Consider the following 1,773-nt stretch of genomic DNA (forward strand, 5'->3'; position numbering starts at 1 on the left):
GGGGCAGGGGAGGGGATCGGGCTCGCGAACGTCGACGAGCGGATGCGCCAGGTCTATGGAGAGGAGTACGGGCTCACCGTCGAGACGGCTCTCGGCGCCGGGACGAAGGTCAATCTGCGTGTCCCGAAATACCGTTCGGGGGTGTTTCCGGACTGACCGATGGCCATGCCTCGTCACACTCACTTTTCGGAATCGATTGCGGACGGACGGTAATCGCGGCAAAGTCGCCCTCATGCTTCACGTCCTGGCCGTCGACGATGAACGCCCCGCCTTGGACGAGCTGATCCATCTCCTCCGCGGCGACCAGCGGATCGACCGGGTCAGCCACGCGGGCGACGCGTCGTCCGCGCTGCGCGACCTGAGCCGGATGCTCGTCGAGGGCGAGCGCCTCGACGCCGTGTTCCTCGACATCCGGATGCCCGGGCTCGACGGGCTCGACTTCACCCGCCTGCTGACCGGCTTCGCCGCGCCCCCGCACGTCGTGTTCGTCACCGCGCACGACGACTGCGCCGTCACCGCCTACGAACTCGGCGCCCTCGACTACCTGCTGAAGCCCGTCCGCCCGGAGCGGCTCGCCGAGTCGGTCCGCCGGGTCGCCGTCGCCGCACGCCGGACGGGCCCGCCGCCGGACGAGGACGCCCGCGACCCCGAGGACGAGATGATCCCCGTCGAGCTCGGCGGGCGGACCCGGCTCGTCTCCCGCCGGTCGGTCACCCACGTCGAGGCGCAGGGCGACTACGTGCGGCTGCACACCGCCGACGGCGGCTACCTGGTCCGCATGCCGCTCTCGGCCCTGACCGAGCGGTGGGAGGCGGCCGGATTCATCCGGATTCACCGCAGCACCCTGGTCGCGTCCGCGCACGTCACCGAGCTGCGCTTCGACGGCGGCCGCGCGGCCGTCCAGATCGGGGACGAACTGCTCCAGGTGAGCCGCCGCCACACCCGAGAGGTACGGGACCGCCTGGTCCGCAAGTTTCATCAGTAGTTCCCTTGGCGGTCGGGCCCTGGGGGCCCTCCCTTCGGCGGGAACTACGGTGCGATCGCTGCATCGCTTCGACTCGCCTTGCGGCTCGCTGCGCGATCAGGTTTCTCGCTTCGCTCGCAACCTGCCTTCGGACGCGATCGCAGTGGTTTTGGTTGTTGCGGGGTTGCGGTGGCGGCTGGGGTCGGTGGAGTAGTCGGTGGCGGTTCGCGTGTGCGGTGGTGGCGGTTCGTGTGGGTGTGGTGGTTGTGTGTGCGTTTGGGGCTTGGTTTCTGGCGCGGTCGTGGGTCAGGGGGTGTCCGTAAATGCCTTGCGGCCGTTCGGCGCGGGTTGTGGACCGTTCCCATGTGCCGTTCGGCCCGGTGGAGCGACCGCTCGTCGTGTGAACACGGTGCGTATATCTTTGATTACGTACCGTTTAACGAAGCCGGCGTTTTCCTGGTGCCGATCGGAGGCACCAGACCTCTAGTGTTCTCAGTGGCACCACACGCCACACCGCCCCGGAGGGCGGGCGGCCGGAGCACGGCGCACGCCGCGCACCGCCGCGAACCTCCCACAAGAGCAAATCCGGAGATCCGGCGCGCGCCAGTCGAACGCCGGATCATGCGCCGCTGGATCCCGTACCGGGGGGGTGGGATCCGGTGGCCTGTGGCTCGGGCGCCGCTGAACAGTCGGGGGGTTGTTCATCGGCGCCCGAGTCGTTTTTCGTCGTGCCGCACTCCGGGTCCGCCCCGGCGGCTCGCGGTCATGGGGTGTCGCGTAGGCGCTTCAGGGTCTCGATGTCCTTGGCG

Annotated in this window: 1 protein-coding gene and 1 pseudogene; both read left to right on the forward strand. The window is 69.3% G+C overall.

The annotated features are described in order from the left end of the window. A pseudogene (locus E1281_RS42435) lies at nt 1-156 on the forward strand (sensor histidine kinase); the annotation flags it as partial. 76 nt (nt 157-232) lie between these two features. Next, nucleotides 233-985: a LytTR family DNA-binding domain-containing protein gene (locus E1281_RS39480; RefSeq protein WP_131884784.1), complete on the forward strand. Its 753-nt coding sequence runs from the start codon at nt 233-235 to the stop codon at nt 983-985. Nucleotides 986-1,773: the final 788 nt, after the last annotated feature.

Source organism: Actinomadura sp. KC345 (assembly GCF_004348515.1).
Taxonomy (GTDB): domain Bacteria; phylum Actinomycetota; class Actinomycetes; order Streptosporangiales; family Streptosporangiaceae; genus Spirillospora.